At 38.0% G+C, this 25,213-nt stretch carries 24 protein-coding genes; 11 read left to right on the top strand and 13 right to left on the bottom strand.

The genetic code is table 11. From position 1 onward, the window contains the following. The first annotated feature begins 257 nt into the window (after window positions 1–257). Window positions 258–794, top strand: coding sequence for a DUF2726 domain-containing protein (locus tag NGC85_RS15810; protein ID WP_254732292.1), 537 nt, complete (start codon window positions 258–260; stop codon window positions 792–794). Here NGC85_RS15810 and NGC85_RS15805 read toward each other — a convergent pair. The 4 genes from NGC85_RS15805 to creC form a co-directional block, all read right to left on the bottom strand. Next, the gene (locus NGC85_RS15805) at window positions 791–1,147 is read right to left on the bottom strand and encodes a RidA family protein (protein WP_254732291.1); all 357 of its coding nucleotides are present in this window, start codon (window positions 1,145–1,147) and stop codon (window positions 791–793) included. The two genes, NGC85_RS15810 and NGC85_RS15805, sit on opposite strands and share 4 nt — an antisense overlap. A gap of 73 nt (window positions 1,148–1,220) precedes the next feature. Then, the gene (locus NGC85_RS15800) at window positions 1,221–1,427 is read right to left on the bottom strand and encodes a hypothetical protein (protein WP_254732290.1); all 207 of its coding nucleotides are present in this window, start codon (window positions 1,425–1,427) and stop codon (window positions 1,221–1,223) included. A gap of 59 nt (window positions 1,428–1,486) precedes the next feature. After that, window positions 1,487–2,890, bottom strand: a complete 1,404-nt coding sequence (gene creD, locus NGC85_RS15795; RefSeq protein ID WP_254732289.1) for a cell envelope integrity protein CreD — start codon at window positions 2,888–2,890, stop codon at window positions 1,487–1,489. 75 nt (window positions 2,891–2,965) lie between these two features. Continuing rightward, window positions 2,966–4,432: a two-component system sensor histidine kinase CreC gene (gene creC / locus NGC85_RS15790; RefSeq protein WP_302885509.1), complete on the bottom strand. Its 1,467-nt coding sequence runs from the start codon at window positions 4,430–4,432 to the stop codon at window positions 2,966–2,968. Between the two features lie 139 nt (window positions 4,433–4,571). Here creC and NGC85_RS15785 point away from each other — a divergent pair, with 139 nt between their 5' ends. Then, window positions 4,572–5,369, top strand: a complete 798-nt coding sequence (locus tag NGC85_RS15785; protein WP_199956231.1) for a hypothetical protein — start codon at window positions 4,572–4,574, stop codon at window positions 5,367–5,369. Here the strand turns inward: NGC85_RS15785 and creB are convergent, their stop codons facing one another. The 6 genes from creB to NGC85_RS15755 all read right to left on the bottom strand — a co-directional run bounded on the left by creB (window position 5,370) and on the right by NGC85_RS15755 (window position 10,841). Beyond that, the gene (gene creB / locus NGC85_RS15780) at window positions 5,370–6,086 is read right to left on the bottom strand and encodes a two-component system response regulator CreB (RefSeq protein WP_254732288.1); all 717 of its coding nucleotides are present in this window, start codon (window positions 6,084–6,086) and stop codon (window positions 5,370–5,372) included. Between the two features lie 298 nt (window positions 6,087–6,384). Beyond that, a complete protein-coding gene (dinB, locus tag NGC85_RS15775; protein WP_254732287.1) occupies window positions 6,385–7,452 on the bottom strand; it encodes a DNA polymerase IV in 1,068 nt (355 codons plus the stop codon). Continuing rightward, complete coding sequence (locus NGC85_RS15770) at window positions 7,442–8,203, bottom strand: glycoside hydrolase family 25 protein (protein WP_254732286.1); 762 nt, start codon at window positions 8,201–8,203, stop codon at window positions 7,442–7,444. The genes dinB and NGC85_RS15770 overlap by 11 nt, the downstream gene beginning before the upstream one ends. Window positions 8,204–8,214: 11 nt before the next feature. Further along, window positions 8,215–9,183 (bottom strand): hypothetical protein, encoded by a 969-nt coding sequence (locus NGC85_RS15765; RefSeq protein WP_254732285.1) that lies wholly within the window; start codon window positions 9,181–9,183, stop codon window positions 8,215–8,217. Between the two features lie 39 nt (window positions 9,184–9,222). After that, a complete protein-coding gene (gene mdtD / locus NGC85_RS15760) occupies window positions 9,223–10,611 on the bottom strand; it encodes a multidrug transporter subunit MdtD (protein WP_254732284.1) in 1,389 nt (462 codons plus the stop codon). Next, window positions 10,608–10,841 carry a hypothetical protein gene (locus NGC85_RS15755; protein WP_254732283.1) on the bottom strand — a complete coding sequence of 78 codons (234 nt, stop codon included), beginning with the start codon at window positions 10,839–10,841 and terminating at the stop codon, window positions 10,608–10,610. Before NGC85_RS15755 ends, mdtD begins: the two co-directional genes overlap by 4 nt. A 173-nt stretch (window positions 10,842–11,014) precedes the next feature. Here NGC85_RS15755 and NGC85_RS15750 point away from each other — a divergent pair, with 173 nt between their 5' ends. Continuing rightward, the gene (locus NGC85_RS15750; protein ID WP_254732282.1) at window positions 11,015–12,796 is read left to right on the top strand and encodes a choice-of-anchor I family protein; all 1,782 of its coding nucleotides are present in this window, start codon (window positions 11,015–11,017) and stop codon (window positions 12,794–12,796) included. Window positions 12,797–12,849: 53 nt separating this feature from the next. On the opposite strand, the gene NGC85_RS15745 is transcribed toward NGC85_RS15750, so the two are convergent. Then, a complete protein-coding gene (locus NGC85_RS15745; protein ID WP_254732281.1) occupies window positions 12,850–13,470 on the bottom strand; it encodes a TIGR00730 family Rossman fold protein in 621 nt (206 codons plus the stop codon). Between the two features lie 327 nt (window positions 13,471–13,797). Between NGC85_RS15745 and NGC85_RS15740 the strand changes: the two genes are divergently transcribed. The 6 genes from NGC85_RS15740 to NGC85_RS15715 all read left to right on the top strand — a co-directional run bounded on the left by NGC85_RS15740 (window position 13,798) and on the right by NGC85_RS15715 (window position 21,423). Next, window positions 13,798–15,387, top strand: a complete 1,590-nt coding sequence (locus NGC85_RS15740; protein ID WP_005060861.1) for a TerC family protein — start codon at window positions 13,798–13,800, stop codon at window positions 15,385–15,387. A gap of 94 nt (window positions 15,388–15,481) precedes the next feature. After that, window positions 15,482–15,964, top strand: coding sequence for a YchJ family protein (locus tag NGC85_RS15735; RefSeq protein ID WP_254732280.1), 483 nt, complete (start codon window positions 15,482–15,484; stop codon window positions 15,962–15,964). Window positions 15,965–16,016: 52 nt separating this feature from the next. After that, window positions 16,017–16,661, top strand: coding sequence for a trimeric intracellular cation channel family protein (locus NGC85_RS15730; RefSeq protein WP_005050789.1), 645 nt, complete (start codon window positions 16,017–16,019; stop codon window positions 16,659–16,661). A gap of 30 nt (window positions 16,662–16,691) precedes the next feature. Next, entirely contained in the window at window positions 16,692–17,207 is a 516-nt protein-coding gene (locus NGC85_RS15725) for a hypothetical protein (RefSeq protein WP_254732279.1), read from the top strand. A gap of 160 nt (window positions 17,208–17,367) precedes the next feature. Continuing rightward, window positions 17,368–19,587 (top strand): DNA topoisomerase IV subunit A, encoded by a 2,220-nt coding sequence (gene parC / locus NGC85_RS15720; RefSeq protein WP_254732278.1) that lies wholly within the window; start codon window positions 17,368–17,370, stop codon window positions 19,585–19,587. 156 nt (window positions 19,588–19,743) lie between these two features. Beyond that, window positions 19,744–21,423 carry a long-chain-fatty-acid--CoA ligase gene (locus tag NGC85_RS15715; RefSeq protein ID WP_005060873.1) on the top strand — a complete coding sequence of 560 codons (1,680 nt, stop codon included), beginning with the start codon at window positions 19,744–19,746 and terminating at the stop codon, window positions 21,421–21,423. A 70-nt stretch (window positions 21,424–21,493) separates the two neighbouring features. Here NGC85_RS15715 and NGC85_RS15710 read toward each other — a convergent pair whose 3' ends face one another. Continuing rightward, on the bottom strand, window positions 21,494–21,886 hold the full coding sequence (locus NGC85_RS15710) for a hypothetical protein (RefSeq protein WP_254732277.1): 393 nt from the start codon (window positions 21,884–21,886) through the stop codon (window positions 21,494–21,496). 148 nt (window positions 21,887–22,034) lie between these two features. On the opposite strand from NGC85_RS15710, the gene NGC85_RS15705 reads away from it, so the two are divergent. Both NGC85_RS15705 and ppa read left to right on the top strand, forming a co-directional pair. Further along, window positions 22,035–22,433 carry an MAPEG family protein gene (locus NGC85_RS15705; protein WP_005050796.1) on the top strand — a complete coding sequence of 133 codons (399 nt, stop codon included), beginning with the start codon at window positions 22,035–22,037 and terminating at the stop codon, window positions 22,431–22,433. 114 nt (window positions 22,434–22,547) lie between these two features. Further along, the gene (gene ppa, locus NGC85_RS15700; protein WP_005060879.1) at window positions 22,548–23,075 is read left to right on the top strand and encodes an inorganic diphosphatase; all 528 of its coding nucleotides are present in this window, start codon (window positions 22,548–22,550) and stop codon (window positions 23,073–23,075) included. A 104-nt stretch (window positions 23,076–23,179) separates the two neighbouring features. On the opposite strand, the gene NGC85_RS15695 is transcribed toward ppa, so the two are convergent. After that, the gene (locus NGC85_RS15695; protein WP_254732276.1) at window positions 23,180–24,505 is read right to left on the bottom strand and encodes an OprD family outer membrane porin; all 1,326 of its coding nucleotides are present in this window, start codon (window positions 24,503–24,505) and stop codon (window positions 23,180–23,182) included. Window positions 24,506–25,213 lie beyond the last annotated feature (708 nt).

The raw sequence follows: 25,213 nt of genomic DNA, 5'->3' as shown, positions 1-25,213 counted from the left end.
GATCACAATTTACTCATAAAACTATAAGTTATAGAAACATATACTGACAATAACGACTTGAATCTTGAGCCTGTAATGATTATAAATAAAGGGCAGAGGGCTTTTATGACTTTGGTCTACTTGTTAAATACCATTAAAAAATTTAAGTTTGAACTGCTAAAATTACTTTGCTATCGCTCGTTGTTGATTAGAAGTGTTGATTAAAAAAATGGCTTGAAGCCAAACGATTATAAAAAATCTAAAGGGATTCGTTAGAAATGTATTATTTTATAACAATAGTAGGACTACTGCTGATTGCAGCGCTTGCATTACGGCGTTTACATCAAAACCAACGTCAAGACAGTCCATTAAAACGCCGAGGTATTCTCAATATCTCTGAGCAAATTACCTTGATGCGTTTACAGGCTGTGTTACCACGCCACACAATTTTGGCACATGTTTCTTTTGACGCGTTGTTGACTACTAAATTTGTTCATACCCGCAAAAAGTACCAAGGTTTAGTTGCTGATTTTGTTGTACTTGATCAGCAACATCAAGTGCTCGCGATTATTGAAATTGCAGATGAATCGTATGTGAATCGTCTGCATCAAAAACATTATCAAGATAGCTTATTGGAGTTGGCAGGTTATCGCGTGTTGAGATATAGCAGCATTCCAACTGAACATGAGTTAAGAGTGGATTTAGTTCCTGATTTATTTGAACCGAATATCGCTACTGCTGCGTCTCACACGACCATGCCACAGACAGATCGTATGATGAAATACAATAATATTCTTGCGGTGAAGTCTACTTAATCTGGGCGAACTGCGGTAACGGTCATTTCGACTAAAACATCAGGTGTATAAAGTTTAGATTCTACGCAGGTACGTGCTGGGGGATGACCTTCAGCAATCCAAGCATCCCATACCGCATTCATTGCTGCATAATCTTTCTCGATATCTTTCAAAAAAATAAGTACAGATAATATATGGGTTTTATCTGTACCTGCTTCTGCAAGTAAACGATCAATATTATCTAATGTTTGCTGTGTCTGAGCGGTCACATCTACACTGGTATCATCTGCTAATTGACCTGCTAAATGAACCAAATTTCCAGAAATTGAGACTTCGCAGTAACGTGAGGTGACATGCAAACGCTGCACAGACATAAGCTTTTACCTGATTTAAAAAACGATAGAAAAGATTGTACTTGATACGATTCTGATGCAGTGTAAATTTGTTTTAATTAGGCTGAAAAGTTTCTATTTCCATTAATTTACGTTGTTTGAAAATCAAAATAGAGCGGGATTGTGGGCAAATAATAATATTGCCTAGATTCAGAAATTGAATTTTGGCTTGTCGAAGTTGATTTAAGCAAACTGCAATTGAACTTTGGTTCGGACACAGTTGTTTGAGTTGGCTCAAAGCTGAAGTAGTCGTGTGATACATGGTGTTATTCCTTATCATCATCGTTAAAACTGGGCAAGATATGACCTTGCCCGATTCGTTTATATGTTTTGTTGTTCGGATTGATACCAATTGACATGGCGTGTGATGTACATGACGCATGCGATTAGAATAAAAGACAAAATGGAGCCAAATAAGAAAGTTTTTCCGCTAGATTGTAGTAATAGATACATCATGCCGTATAAAGCACTGAGTAAAACACCGAAGAGTATGGCGGCTTTAAAACCTTGAACGACAAAGTATAAATACCACGTAATCAAGCCAATACATGCAACTGCCGCAATCAGATAGGCGAGGGAAAAAGCGTAATATTCACTGATGGATAGGAGTAAAACAAAGAACACGCCTTGTGCCATCGCAACTAGAGCATACTGAACAGGATGAATTTTAAGATTCTTCAAAACCTCAAATAAAAAGAAGCAACCAAAGATAATAATGATTACCATAATGCCATATTTGATAGCACGATCAGTTTGGGTATAAATATTGACGGGTTCTAAAAATTGAGTCGAAATACCAGAAATGTTGTTTGAGGATGCGTTTGAAACAGCATAAGTCGCTTCAACATCACTGATCAGATTGCTTTGAGTATTTAAAGCTTGGTAAAAACATTGACTATTTTCACAGGTTGAGAGTCGATCAAGGTTACGTTTACCTAAAGCAATATTTTTCCAGTCTGCTTCAAAAAGTTGTCTTTTGCTGAGTTTCTTAAACGGTAAACTTTGACCATCGTATTTCACATCACCCCAATTGCCTTTAGCTTGGTAGGTCATTTCGTAACTGGTTGGGATAAAGGCAAATTCGCTTAAACCTTCTAGATCAAATTGTAGGCTAAAGCTAAAACCTTGTTGGAATTTTTGGATCAGTTCAGGATATTGTTTTGCTGTGATATGCATCAAATCAAAGCTATGCTGTCCTTGGCTTTGCTCAGAAAAGTCAAATTTATAATTTTTTCCATCAATATTAAAGGTTGGCTTGGCGTTTAGACCGCGAGCATCTTGGATAGGAAAAATGATTTCAGCTTGATCCCAAAGATAGTTGTGTTGTGGTTCAATCGTAGCGCCTTTAAATACGCCTTTTCCTTGCATGTGATTTTGATAACTAATCGCTTTATACATACTACGTTTGTAGGTATTGTCTGAAACTTTAAATTGAGCTGTCCAGTCTGTTGTTTCTGCACCTAAGCTAATAAATGCCGTTTGCGTGCAATCGTAAGTTTTCTTTTTTTCATCGGTACATGTAGTTTGAATTTGATAGGGAAGTTTTAAATACGGTGCAATCACTTGTTGTGGGCGAATTTGTTCTTTTGCGATGTCCTGAATCACTTGTTGTTGATAGCTTTGGCGTTCATCTACTAAGTTTGAGATGAAAAAAAGACCAATATAAAAAATCAAAATCAGGAACAAAATCGCTCCTATTTTTAGATTAATAAAGTTTCTGCGCATGGTGGATTCCATTGTCATTGTGTTATGACAAGTATCTCGAATCGATATGCGTTCTAAATGAGTTGCAATTGAAGCTTATGTGAAGTTTCGATGAAGTATAATTTTTACCAGTACCCCTGATTTGTGTTGCTCTAAAAAATCTAAATCATTTTCAGGGATATTTTGAATGCTGACGTGACCTTGATGCTGTTGGATAATCTGCTGCACGATACTCAGACCAATACCTGTACTTCGTTGCTGATTATGCGGGCGAGGTAATGAAAAATAGGTTTCAAAGACACGATTTAAAGCGTATTCAGGAATGGCTTCCCCCTCATTGAATAATAGAATTTCAATACCATGAGTGACGGTATTTTCCCTGAGTTGAATGGCGAGTACACCTTGTTCAGGGCAAAAGTCTCTTGCGTTATCTAAGACATTATTGATTGCTTGTTTAAGCCAAAAGGGATCAGCATAAATTGAGCAATCTTCAGGAAGATTTAGCTCTATTTGAATCTGTTTAATTTGGAGAGCACTCTGTTGTTGTATCACGCAATCCCGAATCAATTTTGATAAATCAATATTTTGAAACTCTAAAGTATGCTGATTCTTCTCTAGGCGTGTGAGCAATAGCATGCGTTCGATTAAAGATTGTAAGCGATTACTTTGCTCAACAATATGCGCTGCAAATTGTTGTTGATCTGCTAATGGCAGATCATCTTGTAATAGTTCTGCACTGGCTTGAATTGCCGTGAGTGGGCTTTTTAACTCGTGGGTTAAAGTGTTTACATAATTCTCGACATAAGCACGGTCTTCCAGTTTTTCCCGCATGTCGCTGAGTGCTTGAGTTACTTGGTTGAGCTCTTTGGCGGAATAGAAAAATGGAGCTTGATTGACGGGTGCTAGCGCTTGAGCATAACGACGTACTTTATCAATACTGTGTCTTAACCAATATGCCACCATGCTTGCAAGTAATAAACTTAATGCAGCAATCCATAGCGCCTGGTGAATTAGTTGACGTTCTGCGCGAGTGATATAAGGCTGTACGGATTGATTTGGTTTACCGATACTGACTACACCAAGTAATTGTTGTTTGTAGATAATGGGTGCGGCAATATGCATCACGCTACTGTTTCGATCATAAGGATTAGTTGCAGTAGAACGTGCGCCGTATTTGCCTTGCAGCGTCAAATAAACATCATTCCATTTGGAATAATCTTGCCCCACGGCTTGTCCTTCTGAATCGTAGATGACGATGCCGTGTTGATTTGTAATATACAGTTGTTGGTTAATTTCATCTTTTTGATGCTGCCAAATTGTGGCATTGAGTTGGCGTGATAATGCTGCTTGAATTTTTTGATCAAATTCAGGTGTACTGACTTTTTGTTGTGCCACATCTTCTGCAATCAGTTGGGCAATAATATTGGCATTCTCGGCGAGAGTATCTTCGACCACTTGACGTACATTTGGTTTAACCTGTTGATTCAACGTGTAGGCAATAAAGCTCAGGCTCAGCACAACCACTAAGCTAAAGAAAAACCAAATGCGGATAAAGATGGACATATCAAAAATTTTTTTAATTGTTGTGCTTGAGTTTAATACTAATCGAAATAAATAGTTCAGGTAAATTGAAAAATGAGCTAGAGAATATTAACATTCAACATAGTACCTTTTAAAAAATGATAAATTTAAGGAATTAACTTTGAATAAAATAATTTTAATTTTTAGTTTGTTTTGCGCGTCAAGCTGTTTTGCGATTCATCCAGACCAAGAATATATGGAATTCTTAAAAAGGTATGAAGAACTTGCTAATTTGAATGATGCTAAAGAAATGGACATGTATGCCGATGATGCAAAGATTACCATTAAGGGAATTTCATCTGATGGTATCGAACGTTCGATGAGTATGTCAGGTAAGAAAGCAAAAGAATTCTATTTAGAAAATATGGAAATAATTAAAAAAATAGGGTCTCAAATAAAATTTAGTAATGTAAAAGTAGTTAGAGGTCATAACTCGACAAAAATAAATGCATCAAGGTATAGTAATGAAAAATGCTATACTGATAATGACTATAATATGGTAGTAACTAAAAAGGCAGATAAAAAGCTTTATATCACAGAAGAATATTTGACAATACCACAAGAAAACTTATGTAGAGAAGGGATCAAAGATGATTTGGCTCTTCAATTATCTTTATATGCGAATGTCATGCAGAAAAATCTTCCAATGCAGGTTGATAGAGAAACGAATTTAGAAAAAATTACTGCTCAAGATAAAGAGCTGATGTTTGTTTTTCGATTTATTCATTTTACAGCAAATGATTTTTCCAAAGAGCAATGGGAAATTAGTGGGGTACCGCAACTTATTCAAAATGTTTGTAAAGATATACCAATGAAAGAAAGACTAGATAAAGGTGCACAGTTTAATTTTAAAGTTTATTATTCAGATTATACCCCTATTACTGATATTAAAATGACGAAGCAGGATTGTAGTATTTAATTAACCTTGAATTAAACTATACCCAAACCCTCGATGAGTCCGAATTGGATCATCAGGGGTAATTTGTTTAAGCTTTTGTCTTAAACTTTTAATATGTGTATCGACTGTACGTTCTAGGCTATGCTCAGGATGTTCCCAAATATGATCCATCAGTTGTTGTCTGCTAAAGACTTGTTCAGGATGCTGAATAAGTAAAAATAACAAACGATATTCATAGCGTGTCAGTTGCAGTATTTGCCCATGATATTGAATCTGTAGCGATTGTGGATTGCACGTCCATGTTGCAGATTGTAGGGGTATTTCTACTTTGCTAATTGATGTTTGTGATGAGATATTTTGCGCCTGTATTTCCATTCTGCGCCAAATGGCTTTGATTCGTGCCACAATTTCTCGAGCGCTAAAAGGTTTTGTACAATAATCATCAGCGCCGATTTCTAAACCAACAACCCGATCAATTTCATCATCACGTGCGGTGAGGAATAATAAAGGTGTTTGATATTTTTGGCGTAGCTGTTTGCAGACTTCAAAACCATTTAGATCAGGTAAACCGACATCTAAAATAATAAAATCAAAAGCTTGTTCCGAAAGAAATTGTAATGCCTGAGCACCTGTATTTGCCCAGCTTACACTCCAGCCTTCGCGCTCAAGCGCATAACGTAGCGGAAGAATAATCGCAGCTTCATCTTCAACACAGAGAATTTGTTTTTGATTCATCATGATTAACTAATCAATATTTTCTAATTTTATTGAAGTAGTTTAGCGGAAGATACGGTACAGAAAAGTAGGAATACTCATTTTTATAATTATTTAATAAAACAAAGGACACTTGAAGTGCCCTGTAATATTCGGATTTGATCGTCACGCCAACCACAGGAGCAAATGCTAAAAGCGAGGATTTCTTTAGCAAGAGCAAGTAACATGGATAATGTCACTGCGTTGCTTAGAGTACTGAAAACTGCATAAAAAGCAAACATAAATTTGAACAAGGATTGTGCTTTTGCCTAAAAAAGCAACGTTACCATAAGGAAAGTTGTGATTCTTCTTGTTTGCTCTGTAATTGATAGACGCCAACACCCACCAAGCGAAATTGAAAACTCGAATCAATATGCATTTCTGCGAGCAACCGCAAAACTACTTGCTCTAAATCTTGCTGAGAGCCAAGAGGGAGTTTAAAACTTTTACTATGTTGTAGCGTTTGAAAATTTTTGAGTTTGAGTTTGATGTTAACCCCACGAGCAGTCAGTTGCTTTCGTTCTAAGCTGCGCCAAACCTGTTCGGCTAAAGGTTGCCAAGCATGATTACATTGGATCAAGGTGTAGTCATCATCAAAGGTAATTTCCTTCGAGATTTGTTGTCGCTCACGCTCTGCTTTTACTGGACGATGATCAATGCCTTGCGCATACAAATACAGTTGTTTGCCGTATTTGCCGAAATGGTGGATGAGTATATTTTCTTCGATTTTTTGCAGATCGCCCAGAGTATGCAGATTTAATTGAATTAATTTTTCATGCGTGACTTTGCCCACACCAGGAATTTTATTCAATGCTAAGTCTTGAATAAAATGTTGGATGTGATGGGGTTTGATTACAAACAATCCATTCGGTTTATTCCAATCAGATGCGATCTTAGCCAAAAACTTATTAGGTGCAACACCAGCTGAAGCGGTCAGTCCTGTAACGGCAAAAATATCTGCGCGAATTTGTGCCGCCACCTCAGTTGCACTCGGAATATTTTTCAGATTTTCAGTTACATCTAAATAGGCTTCATCCAAAGACAATGGTTCGATGAGGGGAGTATATTGCTGAAAAATTTGATGAATTTGTGCTGAAACTTCGCGATATTTTTCAAAATGAGGTTCAATCACCACCACTTGTGGACAAAGCTTTTTTGCTTGTCCCATCGACATCGCAGAACGTAAGCCAAAAACGCGGGCTGGGTAGGAGGCTGCTGCAATGACTGCACGCGGATGATGCGAGGAAATGACCACAGGTAAATCTTTAAGTTCAGGTCGCTCACGCAGCTCAACTGAGGCATAAAAAGCATCCATATCGATATGAATGATTTTGCGTTGCTCAATCGGCATTGCTGATGCCTTGTTCTTTTAGAAAGATGCGCCATTGCTTCGGTGAATCTGCATACACATTTAAATCCACAGGTTTTGAAATACCTGCTATTTTTCCAGTTTGGGTGTGCTGCCAAAATAGCCACTTACGTCCATCTTTTAGCTCAGGTTTAGCCTCGTAATCCCGTACCCAAAGTGGTGTGTCGGTAAAATTTCCCATCAAGACGATGTGATAAAAGCTCTTAGAAATATAAAAAATCGGTTGTTTACCATAATGTTGTTGTAATTGATCATGCATGACCTGAATTTCTTTGAGTAACTGCTCTTTGGTATAGGTATTAATACAATTACTGTCGTATTCCAAGTCAATCACGGGTGGCAACGCATCTGCTTTTTTGGGCACGGTTGCAATAAAATTCTCAGCTTGGACTTTACCGTCACGACATAGACGATAGAAATGATATGCACCGACATGCAACCCCTGTTCGCGAGCTTTTAGCCAGTTGTCCTGAAATTTACGATCTTTAAAATCTCCGCCTTCAGTGGCTTTGAGGTAGACAAACTGATATTGCATCGGAGAGATTTTTTTCCAGTTAATCTCACCTTGATGATGTGAAACATCAAAACCACGAATGGAATAATCTTGTGCAGAAGCTTTCTGTTGATAGAACAAGCCGAAATAACTGACGAGACCTAGCATGAGCGCTAAGCCAATGCTGGTAAAGGTTGGATAATATTGAGAAAGTAAGTATTTTGTCGATTTTTTTGCCATGTTGTCAGAGATTACGCGATATCTAAATGAGAGTCGGATTTACAATACTGATCATGGATAGATTGTACTCGTTTTGCTTTGGGATGAACCATCTGACTACCAAATTGTTCCACAAATCTACACGATGCATAATCTTCAGCCTGTCGCTGATATTCACGAACCCAATTTTCTCTGAGAGCTATGCGCTCGTTTGGTACGGGCCATATACCTTGTCTTAAACGCTCTACACCTATTCGCCAAGGTTTAGGGCTGATTCGGGCACGAAAGCAATTTTGATTTTGGCACATCAGGTCATAATAAGGATCAGCATAAATCGCTTTAAAAAATAATTGAACTTGCTCACCTCGAGGTTCAAAGATTTGATGCATAACCAAAATCCTATAACCATTCGGAGTGCGATAAACACGTAAATGCCATGTTGGATAATGGATTGAGAATGTTCTAATTTTCTCTAAAGCGAGTTGTTCAGGTGTGCCTTTACGTTTCTGTTGGAATTTAAATATCCGTTTTGCAATCGTGCTTGTGAGCAAAAGCGAAAGGACAAATCCAATGCCAAAGATAAACCAAGAAGAAAAATAGAATGCGCCAAAACCGCTGCAAGCCAGCAATACAAAGAAAGCGATTAGATATAAGTTGGAATGAGGTTGCGTCACAAAATCAATATCAGCAAATAATACATCAGGTGTGTTTAGACATAAGGCACCATAGCTATTACGTGTAATAATCATATCATCGTATCGGCTAATGATTTCCTCTCGAATGGGTAAACCCTCTGCGCCGTTATAAGCAACTTTATGGTCGATACGTCGAATGTTTTGATCAATTTTAAGTTGTTCGATCGCTTCAAGGACACGTTGCTCAGCATGCTGTTGAGCAGCTTCTAGACTTATATCAGACCAACCAAAGCGTTTAATCGTATATTGACGAGCTTCAAATTTAGTTTTGGTTTTGGCTTCAGCCCAATATTTTGGGATTATCATCTCGAAATCCTTATTCTTATTTAATAGCTTAGTCTTAAATTAATCGATCGTTTCTTTGGGTATTTGCCAAAAAACCGCAGCAGTAATGATATTAATACAGCCTAAAGTAATTAATGTGGCATGAAATGCAGTGGTGATGGATGCGGTTGAAAAATGCTGACCATATAGATTGATCAGTGTGCCTGCCAAAGCAACCCCGATACTCATTGAAAGCATCATAATCATTGATAAGAAACTATTACCACTACTCGCATCATGCTGTGGTAAATCTTTAAGGGTGAGGGTATTCATGCCAACAAATTGCAATGAGTTGAGCGTTCCAAATATAAATAAATGCAGTACTTTTAACCATAATGGCGTAGCCACGGTCATTAATGAGAAACTGGCAATACACAAACCGACTAAGATTGTGTTCGTCAGGAGAAAGCGTCGATAGCCGACGCGTTGAATCAGCGGACGAATCATTGGTTTAGAGAATAATGAACCAAGAACCATTGGGATCATCATTAAACCTGTAATGAACGGCTCGAATCCAAAAGCCACTTGCAGCATCAGCGGTAGGATAAAAGGAATTGCATTGCTGCCAAGTCGAGCAAAGAAATTTCCTAATACCCCAATCGAAAAAATCTTATAGCGAAATAAACGTCCATGAAACAAAGCATTTTGATGGGTATGCGCATGATAAGCATACGCAATTGTAGCAATCGCTCCAGCAATCAATAAAACGATACTGACAAAACCTGAATATTGGGATGCTGCAATATTTTCAATCCCTAAAGAAAGCCCAATCATCGCAATCATGAGCAGAACAAAACCACTCAAGTCAAAGGTTTTGACGGTTGGTTCTTTTTGATTTGGCATGACTTTGAAAGTCATGATCATGCCTAAGATTCCCATCGGAATGTTAATCAGAAAAATCCAATGCCATGTGGTGACTTCTACAAGCCAACCACCCAATGTCGGACCCATGAGTGGACCAATCAAACCAGCTAAGCTCATCAAACTCATGGCAGAGAGGAACTGAGAGCGGGGAATGAGTTTGAGTAATGCCAAACGTCCAACAGGCATGAGCAGCGCACCACCAATCCCTTGAATGACGCGGAAAAATAATAACTGTTCTAAATTTTGAGATAAGCCACAGCCCAATGAAGCTAAACTGAAAATGACCATCGAACTGAGATAAATATTGCGAATACCAAAACGATCAGCAAGCCAACCACTTAATGGAATACAGGCTGCAACAGATAATACATAAGCGACAATAACGCCATGCATTTGCAGCGGATTTTCATTAAGTTGAACCGCCATCGCTGGAATCGCAGTATTGACGATAGTGGTATCTAAGGCTTGCATAAAAAAGCCAATCGAAACCAAAAGCACCAACAAGCGATATTCAGGTTGTACAGTTTGGTGGGTGGTGGTGGTCATATATTATCTTTATTTATTAATTTTATTTCCTTTGGAAGATGAGGATAGTGAATTAATCCAGCTTGATCTGATAAAACTAATATTCCACACTCTAAATAACCCCATTCTTCTTTTGGGTGCGATTTTGAATATTTAGAGTCTTCTATAATTACAACAATAACTCCAGTCATATTACCACTTAATTCAACATGGTCACTCAGTTCTACCAACTCTCCAGTATTATATTTCATTGTTAAATTCACTATTTAAGTTGTTATAGCTCCATTTAAGTTTAATGCAACTGTGTTTGAAATAAAGACAAAAATTGTCAAAGAGACGTCATCGAACTGACATCAAAGTGTCATCGAATTTGAATCTCAAAATACTAGATTAGCCTTACAAAATAAATGTATGGAATTTGATCATGAAATTTAAGATTTCTGTTTTATTGACAGCGTTACTGTCGGTGGGGCTTGTTGCTTGTAATGATGATAATAATACACAAGCTAATCCAGTCGAAGTGGTTGAACCTACACCTGAAAGTATTAAGTTAAGTTTATTGGGACGTTACGAAACAAATATTTTTGCCCAAAGCGCAGCAGAGATTCCTGCTTATGATGCGGCAAGCAAACGTTTATTTGTTGTGAATGCACAAAAAGGCTTAGTTGATGTTTTAGATGCGAGTAAGCCTGAGAAACCTGTACATATTGCTGAGTTATCAGCACGGACATATTTAGCTAATTCTGAAGTAAATAGTGTCGCGGTAAAAAATGGCATTGTTGCACTTGCAGTTCAAGCACAAAATAAGACAGACACAGGTATTGTTGTTTTGTTTAATGCCAAGGACTTAAGCTTTATTAGTCAAGTGAAGGTTGGTTCGTTACCCGATATGTTGAGCTTTAGTCCTGATGGGAAAAATATTTTAGTAGCCAATGAAGCTGAACCGAATGATGACTATTCAATTGATCCTGAAGGTTCAATCAGCATTATTGATATTAGTAATATTCAACAGCCGAAAGTAAGCACGGCTGACTTTAAAGCATGGAATGCTCAAAAAGCAGATTTAATTGCAAAAGGTGTACGTATTTTTGGACCAAATGCTACGGTTGCTCAAGACTTAGAACCCGAATACATCACTATTTCAGGAGACAGCAAAACGGCATGGGTGACACTGCAAGAAAATAATGCAATTGCAAGAATTGATATTGCTCAGCAGAAAGTCACTGATATTTATCCATTAGGTTATAAAGATCATGGCTTAATCGGTAATGAGCTGGATGTGAGTGATCGAGATAGCAAAATAGACATCAAAAACTGGGCTGGTTTGGTCGGCATGTATCAACCCGATTCGATTGCTAATTACCAGTCCAATGGTCAAACCTATTTAGTGACTGCCAATGAGGGTGATAGTCGTGAATGGTTAAAAGATGAAGATGCTTATTTTGCTGGGGATATAAGTAAAGGTTATGTCGAAAATATTCGTATGAAGCATTTATTTAATAACAAAGGCTTCAATACGGATGGGGATTATCCTGCTCATTTACAAAAGATTGCAAACGGCGTGAAAGGTGCGAAGCTTAATCCAGTTACATTTGCATATTGTGGGGCGACCACAACAGAAGCAGGTGATTGCCGTAAAGATGCAAATCTAGGTCGTTTAAATATCGCTTGGAATATGGGATATCAAACCAATGCAGATGGTTCAGCAAAACTCGATGCAAATGGACGTTTAACTTACGATAAATTGTATGCCTATGGCGCACGTTCATTTAGTATTTGGAATACGCAAGGTCAACTGGTTTGGGACTCTGGCAGCGAGTTCGAAAAGAAAATTGCTGAATTATTTCCAAACTATTTTAATAGTGACCACGAAGGTATTGCTCTAGATGATCGCAGTGATAATAAAGGTCCTGAACCTGAAGGGATCATTGTTGGAACAATCGGCAAGAAAACCTTTGTATTTATTGGTTTAGAGCGTATGAGCGGTATCATGGTTTATGACATAACAACCGCGAATAAACCAAAGTTTATTGAATATTTCACAACGCGTAATTTTGTTGAAACAGATCCGAAAAAACAGGGCGATTTAGGGCCTGAAGGTTTAACCTTTATCTCAGCAAAAGATTCACCTAATGCGAAGCCACTACTCGTGGTGGGTAATGAAGTCAGTGGTTCTACAGCAGTTTATCAAATAAACGTGCAATAACAGAGCAAGAAAAAGCGGATCAACTTGATCCGCTTTTTTTCTAATCTAAATTTTTAAATTTCAATATGTACAGGAGCATTGAGGTTTTTGATGACATTAGAAATTTGTTCAGGATTTTCACAAACGATCACTTTGGCACGATGCTGTGGCGGTATAAAACCCTCCTCCACTGCATGATCCAATTGCGCAATCAATGCATCATAAAAATGATTGACGTTGTAAATGATCATCGGTTTTTGATGCTGATTAAGCTGTCCCCATGTCGCAATTTCCAAAATTTCTTCAAAAGTACCGAGACCACCAGGTAGCGCGATAAATGCGCTAGCACGTTCAGCCATTAATGCTTTACGCTCATGCATAGTTTGGACGACATGCAACTCCGTTAATTTATTGTGCGCAATTTCATAATCCAACATAAATTCAGGAATCACACCGACAACTTCACCGCTATGTTCCAATACGGTATCTGCAACTTGTCCCATTAAACCAATACTGGCACCGCCATAGACGATTCCGAAACCTTGATTGGCAATATGTTGTGCTAACTCAATGGCTTTCTCACGATAAATGGGTTTATTACCCGTACGAGAACCGCAATATAAAGCAATAAGAGATTGAGTTGTTTTCGGGAGAGAAGAGGTCTTGTTTTCAGTCATTCTTAATACACTATTCATTTCGTTTATTTTTCACCTTATCATTTTCATTGTGCTTGTCTAGGCTAAATGACTTTTATGACAGTTTAATGCACACTTTACATACAATGTGCTTTTACAAACTTTAGAAAAAATTTGAAAACATCATCCACATAAAATAGATGAATTTCGATGAAATCTTGCCTATACTGAAAATCCTTTTATTAATTTATGTCCCTCTATGAGTAGTGGTTGTTGTCGCTCCGCTTTGATCTTATTTTCTAAAAAAAATGTTTTGGCTGTTTGTGCCGATCTTTTAAATGTTCAATTTAATAACCATATTGCTGATTTTGCAGAGGAGTCATTTTAATGATGTTCGAATGGATGTCTGACCCTTCTGCATGGGTAGGTTTAGCAACGTTAGTGGTACTAGAAATTGTACTGGGTATTGATAACCTTGTTTTTATTGCAATTTTAGCTGAAAAACTCCCTCCAGAACAACGTGATACTGCTCGTAGAGTCGGCTTGATTCTCGCTTTATTAATGCGTTTGGGATTACTCGCTGCCATCGCATGGGTGGTAACACTGACTGAACCATTATTTTATGTGTTCGATCATGCTTTCTCTGGACGAGACCTGATTCTATTATTCGGTGGTGTGTTCTTATTATTTAAGGGAACCATGGAGCTTCATGAGCGAATCGAGGGTCATCAAACGCATAAAGAAGAAAATCCTGTACATGCGACTTTCTGGATGGTTATTGTTCAGATTGTCGTTTTGGATGCAGTCTTCTCTTTAGATAGTGTGATTACTGCGGTTGGTATGGTGAAGCACCAAAGCGTAATGATGCTCGCAATGATTATTGCTGTAGGTATTATGCTGTTGGCAGCAAAACCTCTCATGGACTTCGTCAATAAGCATCCAACAGTGGTCATTCTCTGTCTTGGCTTCTTGATGATGATTGGTTTCTCATTGGTGGTTGAAGGTTTTGGTTTCCATATTCCGAAAGGCTACTTATACGCTGCGATTGGTTTCTCTGTATTAGTCGAAATGGTCAACCAAACCATGCGTCGTAATCAAGAGAAATTAGTCACGACGACAGATCTGCGTTACCGCACCGCATCAGCAGTATTACGTATGCTTGGAAACAAAGGTAATGGCAATTCAGAAGGGCAAAATAAAGAAGCGGGAGATGTTCTCGCAACTCAAGCCTATGCCAAAGAAGTCTTTGATGAAGACAATGGTGTTTACCACAGTGTACTCGTACAAGGGGTTTTAGGATTATCTGAACGACCTGTAAAGTCGGTGATGACTCCACGTCCAGAATTGGAATGGCTTGATTTAGATGCTAATCCAGCTGAGTTAAAACAACGCTTAATGGCAATGACTCATTCGCGTTTGATTATTGCTCGTGGTGAGTTAGATAACATTGAAGGTATTGTATTAACTCATAAAGTACTCAATGAATACATTGAAACTGGGTCAATTGATTTCAGCAAACACCTACGTGAGCCAGTCATTGTGCATGAAAATGCGCAAGTCTTGATGGTGATGGAACAATTGCGTCAAGCACCATTACAGATGGCAATTGTACTGAATGAATATGGTTCAATTGAAGGTATTGCGACACCGATTGATGTTCTTGAAGCGATCGCGGGTGAGTTCCCAGATGAAGATGAGCTTGAAGCTGCGGCAGCGAGTCTAGAAGATGGCTCTATGCTGTTAGATGGCTCAACTGACATTCGTCATGTCTCATTACTTTTGGGTAAAGACTTGGTAGATGAAAGTGAAGAGTATTCAACTTTATCAGGTTATATCTTATTCCATTTAGGTCGTTTACCTGAAAATGGTGAAATGGTTGAAGCAGATGGTTACGACTTTGAAGTGGTGACAATGGATGGTCATAAAATTGAAAAAGTCCGTATCATTCACAAAGATCAGCCTGAAAAAAGTAATTAAGCCTCGCTAAATTATTTATCCCTGAGTAGAGTCTAAAGTGTAAGAGTAATCTGCAATTTAGCTTTTCTCAGGGATTTTCATTTGAGATTTTGAAATGTCATTACTACAAGATTGCCCATGTGGGCAAGGGCAATATGCTAACTGTTGCCAGCCTTTACATTTAAGACTAAAAATTGCCAATACGGCTGAACAACTGATGCGTTCTCGCTATAGTGCTTTTGCGTTGCAGCAAATAGATTATATTTTGCAAACCACAGCTTTGGGGCAGCAAACAGCTTTAGATCGAGAGGCGATTTTGGATTGGAGTCAGTCAAATGATTGGCTTAAATTAGAAGTGATACAACACCAACCAAAGGTGGATAAAACCCATGCTTTAGTGGAGTTTAAAGCCCATTACTGTGATAAAAATCAGGATGGAAAACAACAGCATATTCATCATGAAATTTCACATTTTGTCTTGCATCAACAGCAGTGGTATTTTCTTGATCCGACTTTAAATATGCAAGTTACGATGAAACAGCCCTGTATTTGTGGTTCGGGGAAAAAATTTAAGCAATGTTGTGCACAATTCATCTAAGTTTGTCTTAAAATAGCGCACACTTTTATGCCTGATTGAAGGATGTAGGCAGATGTTGCTCACCGTTATTTATATTATTGCCATTACTGCGGAAGCAATGACCGGCGCTCTTTCAGCAGGTCGTCGCAGTATGGATTGGTTCGGTGTGACACTGATTGCCTGTGTAACCGCATTGGGCGGTGGTTCAGTTCGAGATGTTTTATTAGGACATTATCCTTTAACTTGGGTGAAGCATCCTGAGTATTTGGTTCTGACGTGTTGTGCTGCATTTGTCACGATTATTATTGCCAAATGGATGCAACATCTTCGTAATATCTTTCTTGTACTTGATGCCTTAGGTTTAATTGGCTTTACCATTATTGGTTGCCAAATTGCCTTATCGATGGGACATGGTTTTGTTGTGTCGGCTGTTGCAGGGGTTTTGACAGGTGTATCAGGTGGTATTCTGCGTGATATTCTGTGTAATGACGTGCCTTTGGTATTCCGCCGTGAGCTATATGCCAGTATCTCTTTTGTTGCAGTAATCTGTTATTGGGTCTGCTTAGAGGTTGGTTTACCGCATGATCTGACCGTTATTTTTACGTTGGTCTTTGGTTTTACTTTACGTTTGATCGCGATTTATTTTGGCTTAGAAATGCCGAAATTTATTTATAAAGAAGATGATGCCGAATCTGCTTCGTCTACGGATGAGCATTGATTAAGAATTACCTTAATTGAAGGTGATCATATGTTAAAGAGAATTAATATAAGTACCTATCACTATCATTCGGTCGCAATAGATGGTTACGTACCCTTTGATATTTATTTCAATAAAAAATCCCCAGATTTATATTGGAGAGGGGGTAATGGCTCTACGTCTTTGATTGAAATAGGGCTTTTAAAAACAGGTGAATTATCAACAATTACGTTAGTTAGCTTTAGCTGCCATAAGCTGATTCAAACAGGAAAGAATTTGTTTTCTAGTGATTTAGCACAAGTATATTTACCAATTTTTGATGTGTCATCTTGGGCAGATGATTCGAATGATTTTTCTAGCAGATTTAAGGATGCATTTGATACAGAGTTCCAATTATTCATGGGTAAAAATTATATTGAACTCGTATTTTTACCTTTAGAAAATACAATTGAATATGTGCGTGATTGTAATTTCAGTTTTGGTTTTAACGTTAATAATGAATTGACCTCCTTGCAAATCTTGAATATTGATGAAGTTAAAATGAAATTATTCAGAGAAAGTCTCTGATTTGATATCTGAAAAGTTGGTTCAGTACCTTATTCATTACAAATTCTCCAAACAAGACACCATTTGACGTTTAAACAACAACAAGGGCTTGTCACAATGCCTTCATCCACATAGCATACAAAATATTGACGATAACAATGATTTTGGATGACTCGCTGAAATGACCAGCCTTGCACATCAAGCAACAGAAAACCGATCCGTAGCTGAATTCACAGAACAAGCTTATTTAAATTATGCCATGTACGTGATTATGGATCGTGCATTGCCGCATATCAGCGATGGTCTAAAACCTGTACAGCGCCGTATCGTCTATGCGATGAGCGAGTTGGGCTTGAAATCGACAGGCAAGCCCAAGAAGTCAGCACGTACTGTAGGTGATGTATTGGGTAAATACCATCCACATGGTGACTCAGCCTGTTATGAAGCCATGGTGTTAATGGCACAGCCATTCAGTTATCGTTATCCATTGATTGAAGGTCAAGGTAACTGGGGTTCACCAGATGATCCGAAATCATTTGCTGCAATGCGTTATACCGAAGCCAAATTGTCTGCTTATAGCGAATTATTACTGAGCGAACTTGGGCAAGGAACCAGTGAATGGCAAGATAACTTTGATGGTTCGATGAAAGAGCCGATTACTTTACCTGCACGTATTCCAAATATTTTGCTCAACGGTACAACGGGTATTGCCGTTGGTATGGCAACGGATATCCCACCGCATAACTTACGTGAAGTGATTAAAGGAACGATTGCTTTAATTCGAAATCCTGAAACTACAGATGAAAAATTAGCAGAGTATATTCCAGCCCCTGATTTACCGACCAAAGCTGAAATTATTACGCCACCCGAAGAATTATTAAAAATTCAAACGACTGGACGTGGAAGTTATCGCGCACGCGCAGTGTACACGGTAGAAAAAAATGAAATTGTGATTACTGAACTGCCTTATCAAGTTTCAGGATCAAAAGTCGTCACTCAAATTGCAGATCAAATGATTGCGAAAAAGCTACCTTTGGTGGCAGATATTCGTGATGAATCCGATCATAAAAATCCAACACGCTTAGTTATCGTACTGCGTTCTAATCGTGTGGATGCAGAAACGGTGATGAGTCATTTATTTGCGACGACTGATTTAGAATCGAGTTATCGCGTCAATCTGAATATGATCGGGGCAGATGGTCGCCCACAAGTCAAATCGATTCGCCGTATTTTGTTGGAATGGATTGAGATTCGTAAGCAAACCGTGACGCGTCGTTTGCAATACCATTTAACTAAGATCGAAAAGCGCTTACATATTTTGGCAGGTCTCTTGATTGCCTACTTAGATATAGACACCGTGATTCGAATTATTCGCGAGGAAGATCAACCAAAACCTGTGTTGATGCAGCATTTTGGGATTGATGATATTCAGGCTGAAGCAATTTTAGAGCTCAAGCTTCGTCATTTGGCTAAGCTTGAAGAAATGGAAATTCGCCGTGAGCAAGAGGAATTAGAAGCAAAAGCTGCGATTATTCGTGAACAATTGGCAAATCCTGAATCATTGAAAAACTTAATTATTGGTGAATTAAAAGAAGACGCGAAAAAGTTTGGTGATGATCGTCGTTCACCGATTGTTGCTCGTGCGGAAGCTGTGCAAATCAAAGAACAAGACTTAATGCCAGCAGAAACGGTAACGGTTGTTTTATCAGAAGCAGGTTGGGTGAGAGCTGCCAAAGGTGGTGATGTCGATGCTGCGAATTTAAATTATCGGGCAGGCGATCAGTACCTAAGTCATGCCGTTGGAAAGACCAATCAGCGTGTCTATTTCTTGGATGAAACAGGTCGAAGTTATGCCTTGCCGATTAGCAGTTTACCTTCTGCGCGAGGATTGGGTGAGCCTTTAAGCTCGAAACTTGCACCAGCCAGCGGCGTATCCTTTATTCAAGTATTTATTGAAGATGATACAACTGAGCTTCTTGCAGTCAGTTCAAAAGGCTATGGGTTTAAAACACAGGCAACGCAACTCGATACCAATGCTAAGGCAGGGAAAGCATTTCTAACAGTTGGTGATAAAGCGACAGCAATGCCATTAATCCCGATTCGACAAGCAACACATGTAGCGATCTTGAGCTCTGTGGGTCGATTACTGGTTGTGGATTTAAATGAGTTACCTGTATTAAATAAAGGTAAAGGTAACAAGTTGATACAACTTGATGAAAAAGAGCAAATTATATCCATGACAACCTTGAATTTAGATGAAATAATCCAAGTCGCTGCAGGACAACAGCATCTAAAACTGAAAGGGGATGATCTCCAAAAATATATAGGAAAAAGAGCAACAAAGGGGCAACTTTTACCACGGGGATATCAAAAAGCAAATAGACTCCTCATTCAGAGATAGAGCTAGTATTCTGTAAGATAAATACGTTATATATGTGAATGTATGCATATTGTTTGCATACATTGACAAGACAATTCAAATATTTAAAAAAAATGTGTTGTCATGGAAGTAACGTTGTTACATTTTTAAGGATTACCACTCGGAGATAATGGCATTATGGAAAAGATTTGGTTTGCTGAATACCAAAAGACAGGAATTCCAGAAACAGTTGCACTGCCTGCTGAAAACACCTCACTTGTTGATATTTTTGAACGCAATTTCCAAAAATTTGGTTCACGTGATGCCTTTATCTTCATGGATAAAGTTTTAACGTATAATGAATTAGAAGTCGCTAGTCGTAAGTTTGCTACATACTTACAAAGCTTAGGTTTGGCGAAAGGAACACGTGTAGCGGTGATGATGCCGAACGTATTCCAATACCCAGTGGTTGCTTTAGGGGTGTTTCGTGCAGGTTTAGTACTTGTAAACGTAAATCCACTCTATACAGCACGTGAACTTGAGCATCAATTGAATGACTCTGGTTCTGAAGCTCTAGTGATCATCGAAAACTTTGCAACCGTTTATCAAAGCATCATTGGTAAAACACCAGTGAAGCACGTTATTGTTGCAACTGTGGGTGATATGCTCGGTACTTTAAAAGGTACGATCGTAAACTTTGTACTACGCAAAGTACGTAAGCAGATTCCATCGTGGAATATCCCTGGACATGTTAAGTTTAATACTGCATTAAACAGCGCAAATCCAAGTAACTATAAGCGTCCAAGCTTAACTTTAAGTGATACTGCTGTGCTTCAATATACAGGTGGTACAACAGGTGTTTCTAAAGGTGCTGAATTAACGCATCGTAACCTAGTATCAAACTTATTGCAGTGTGATGGTATCTTCTCAAGTAAGTTCGGTACGGGTGATGGCGCTAAAGATGATCGTATTGTCTGCGCATTACCGCTTTATCATATCTTTGCATTCATGGTGTGTGCGCTTTACGGTATGTATAAAGGTCAAGCCAATATCTTGATTCCTAACCCTCGTGATCTACCAGCAGTTGTTGGCGAGTTGCGTAAATATAAACCATCATTCTTCCCAGCAGTAAATACATTATTTAATGCGTTAGTGAACAATGAAGAGTTTAAGCAACTTGACCATAGCAATCTTAAGATGGCAATGGGTGGTGGTATGGCAGTATTGCCTTCGACTGCAGCTGCTTGGAAAAAAGTAACGGGTACAATCATTATCGAAGGTTATGGTTTATCTGAGACTTCACCTGTTGCAACAGCAAATCCCCCAGCAACAACTGAGTTCAGCGGCACAATTGGTATCCCATTGCCATTAACTGAAGTTGTATTGCTTGATGATGATGGCAATGAAGTTGCTCAAGGCGAACAGGGTGAAATCTCAATCCGTGGTCCTCAAGTAATGAAAGGCTACTGGAATCGTGCTGATGAAACTGAAAAAGTGATGACTAAAGATGGTTTCTTCCGTACGGGTGACGTAGGTGTGATGGACACACGCGGTTACTTCAAAATTGTAGACCGTAAGAAAGATATGATCTTGGTATCTGGCTTTAACGTTTATCCAAGCGAAATCGAAGAAGTGGTTGCGAAACATCCAAAAGTATTGGAAGTGGCTGCGATTGGTGTTCCTGATGAAAAATCAGGTGAAGTGCCAAAACTATTCATCGTGAAAAAAGATCAGTCTTTAACAACTGAAGAAATCTTAGCGTATGCAAAACAAAACTTAACAGGTTATAAATGCCCACGTTATGTAGAGTTTATGGATGACTTACCAAAATCAAACGTAGGTAAAATCTTACGTAAAGATTTACGTAAACCTGCTTAAGAATCCCTCTTAGCCTCCTGAAAAAGGAGGTAATAAAAAGCGCCGCAATTGCGGCGCTTTTTATTTTTATTTATTTAGATTTATTGGATTTCATCAGCCAACGATCAATATACGGTCGACCGATCCCCACAATTCCTACAAATACCACCATGGTTGCAAGTTGAAATCTTAAACGTGTTGGATCGATGCCATTAAAACTAAAATAGTTATCTGCAACAGCATAAACAACAATAACGGTTAACCAATGCCAAAGTGTTAAACGTTTAATCCCAACAGCATAAAAGGCAATCGTTAAAATAACGAAAGTACCTAAGGTCGATTGCCAATTTAAATTGGCACAAATGACACTCAGTAGAAAAGCCATGATTGGCAATACAACTTTAAGTACACGATTGACAAGAAGCTGATGTTGCTGCTGTTGAGCAAGTACATCAAACATTTCTTTTTGATCTTGTTGAGACATAGCTAGGCCTAATGCTGTTTGGAAAACACAACTTCTACACAAAGATAGGGTGTAAAATAAACGCTTGTTGAACAAGCACTAATGAAACTTCAAAAAATTATAAGATATGATAGCATGATCAGAATAACTTCAAATGATGGATATCAACATGCAAGGTATTAGCGGCATTATATTGATTATTATCGTCGCATGTTTGTTGCCTTACGTATTTACTTTGATTGCAAAATCTAAAGGTGGTTTTCAAGCAAAAGATAATCAAAATCCACGCGAGTTTTTAGCTAAAACGACAGGCTTGGCAGCACGTGCAAATGCTGTACAACAAAATAGTTTTGAAAGCTTACCTTTATTTATCGCTGCACTTTTGATGGCGGAATATATGGTTGTTCCAGAGCGATTTATCCTTACGTTAGGTTGGGCTTATATTGTATTTCGAGTGATTTATGGCATTTGCTATTTAGCTAATTTGGCAACTTTGCGTTCAATTATTTGGTTTTTTGCCTTACTTTGTCCAATTTTCTTATTGGTGATCACGATTAAGATGGTTTAGCTTGTCTCTCAGTATAAAAATCATTGAGCCTCAGCATATCTAGCATCATTTTCATCGTATTCACGTTATAATCGTTCGGACTTAAATTTGACTTCACAATTTACGAGTGTTGATATGAGCTATAGCAATATTCCTGCGGGTAAAGACGCACCAAATGACATTTATGTGATCATTGAAATTCCTGCAAACGCTGCACCAATCAAATATGAAATCGATAAAGATTCTGATGCATTATTTGTAGATCGTTTCATGGGTACTGCAATGTTTTACCCAGCTAACTATGGTTATGTGCCAAACACATTATCTGAAGATGGTGATCCATTAGATGTACTTGTTGTAACGCCACACCCTGTTGCTGCTGGTTCAGTGATTCGCTGCCGTCCAGTAGGTAAGTTGAATATGGAAGATGATGGTGGTATCGATGCGAAACTCATCGCTGTTCCACATGAAAAATTATCACCATTGTATAAAGATGTTCAAGAATATACAGATCTTCCACCTTTGCTTATCAGCCAAGTTGAGCATTTCTTTGCACACTATAAAGATTTAGAGCCTGGTAAATGGGTAAAAATCAGTGGTTGGGAAAATGCTGCTGTTGCGAAAGAAGAAGTATTGAAAGCAATTGAAGCTGCTAAAAAGTAATTTAGTCAGAATTTAGCCAGCGTTTATATGATGTATAAATCGAGGCTAATAAAAAAAACCTCCATTCGATTGAATGGAGGTTTTTTTATGACTTGATCCGTGAATTAGAAGAATTTCACAGGAATATCAAGCCAGATACGCCATTCATTCGTATCACCGATATAACCTGATTGGTATTCATCGCTAGCACGGTAGTAAGAGTGACGTAAACGTAAGCTTGCATCTTTAGCAAAACCAGATTGAACTGTATATTTTACTTGGTTAAAGAATTCACGTTCAGTTGCATTGTCTGCTGTACGTACACGAGCTACAACAGTATTGCCAGATTTAACTGCAGCATTGGTATCAATATCCCAACCATATACAAATGCAGTGGTCCAACTTAAGCCAGGAACACCAAAGCTGCCGAAGTCTAGACTGTATTGTAGTTGAGCTGATTTTTCACCATTACCAATGAAGTCAGAAAGATATGAGTTTGGCATGTAAATCGTTTGATGACCATCACCAACACCTTTACCTAAACCATAGTCATAACCTGCATTACCGCTGTTCTGTTGGTAAGCAACCATTACGTTATGTGGGCCAGTATTATATGTGGTTGAAATCGCCCAAATTGAGTTTTGGTATTTATCATCTGCTGAACCAATGTACGAGTACAAGCTGTTATTAGCCTGACGATCCCAATCAGTGTGATAACCACTGAAATCGTAAGTCAAAGAGCTTTTATTCGCTAATGCTTGCTTGTAGTTCGCATTTACATAGTGGCGCTCTAAACGATCTTTAATATCTGTACCGTAGTATGCTGTATTTAATTGATCATTTACTTTGTATTTCGCACCCCAAACTACTGCACGGTCTAATTGATTACCGTCAGAATTAATTTGGTCAGAGTACTGGTTTTTGGTGAATTTACCGACAGTAACTTCTAAACCTTCAATTTCGCGGCTATTCGCTAAAAAACCTTCAAAATATTCTGGTACTAGACGTGCCGTGTTACTTGCAAGTACTGGTAAATCTAAGATTTGCGTACCGTAAGTTACAGTTGTATTCGATACACGTGCCTTAACAAAACCGCCACCACGTGCCCAATGGTCATATGCTGAGCCATCTGGGTGTTTTGGAATCATGCCGTTACCAGCATTATTGTTTGAACCAAGTTTAAAAGAGGCATCACCAATGATACCAGCACCAAAGCCAACAACACCTTGAGTAAAACCAGAATCTAATTTTACCATCGCCGTTTGTGCATATGAGCTAGTGTCTTCGACACCATTTTTCTTGTCACGACTTAAATAACCAGTACGGAATAAAACTGTTCCACTGGCATCTTCAACAAATCCTTTTGCTTCGCTTTGTTCGCTTGCATATGTTGAGGAGATCAATGCGGCATTAATCAAAACCGCTAATGTTAGTTTCTTTGCCTTTGGCATAGGTAGCCTCATAATAAATAAAATCAATTTCGGTCAGAATCGAAATTTTGACCAATTGTATAAGTTATACATAAAAAAGATAGATTTTTATTAAATTATTTTAATCATTTTTACACAATTTTTTGCTAACATTTTATGATTTATTTATCGTTTAAAATTGAATCTTATTTTAATTAAAACTATGATTTTATTTGATATATTGTTATATTTACAATGCAATATATATTGATTATTTTTTAGTTAAATTTCATAAAAATACGTGATTTGTTCTTGTTTTTTCTCTTTAATTTTAAGTATTTATTTTTTCTTTGGTTGAAAGATGAACATCTGATTTGCAAAAAATTACATCCCGACGAATGACACTAATTGGGGTACGGAAAACGAACCATCTATTAAGCAAAAATTAAGTTTCATTTTTGCACTTTTAAAGAGCATATGCAGCATGATTAGCTTATTTATTTGTTATTCAAAGAATTGATTATATTTTATAAAGTATTGATGCCTTATTTTTGTGCAAAAAATATCCATAAATACCATAGTGCATCTTATTGACTCGTAAAAATAATTGTATTGCTAAATTTCCTCTGTTAAGAGCACATCTATATGGCGTTAAGAGCACTCTTATTGAACATAGTCTATATTGGCTAAGGTTTTCTCATAGTTGGCACGGCATTTGCTTATTACAAAACGATGCAACTTAAAACATAA

It is taken from the genome of Acinetobacter sp. Z1, from assembly GCF_024296945.1.
GTDB classification, from domain to species: Bacteria; Pseudomonadota; Gammaproteobacteria; order Pseudomonadales; family Moraxellaceae; genus Acinetobacter; species Acinetobacter beijerinckii.
Note: the sequence above shows the minus strand (reverse complement) of the source record. Positions and strands in the feature narration are given on the sequence as shown.